The organism is Faecalibacterium sp. DFI.5.82, from assembly GCF_029076575.1.
Lineage (GTDB): Bacteria > Bacillota > Clostridia > Oscillospirales > Ruminococcaceae > Faecalibacterium > Faecalibacterium duncaniae.
Map to the genome: position 1 here is coordinate 1 of NZ_JARFIS010000838.1, position 298 is coordinate 298.

Genomic DNA, 298 nt, shown 5'->3' on the forward strand with positions numbered 1-298 from the left:
CGTCCACGCTGTCCATCACGGCGATCTTCTCATCCAGAATGACAAAGGAGTTGTAGCTCACTCCCATAGGCTGGACGGGGTACTGGTTTTCAAAGAGTGCCAATGTGTTATCATCCACCCCTACATAGCGGATGGCATCTGTTACCGTTTGGATAGCCATATAAAAAACACCTCCTATTTTTCTTACTCAGACTCTGACTGATAGATTCTTCTAGCCATTGCAGGGTAGCCTGCACCTCATCTCTGGTGTAATCCTCAAACTTCACCGTCAAATACGCCGCCTGCTCATAAGGATTGT

The 298-nt window shown here is 47.3% G+C and carries 1 pseudogene; it reads right to left on the reverse strand.

The annotated features are described in order from the left end of the window. Nucleotides 1-160, reverse strand: a pseudogene (locus tag P0G09_RS19145) (FprA family A-type flavoprotein); the annotation flags it as partial. Between the last annotated feature and the right edge of the window lie 138 nt (nucleotides 161-298).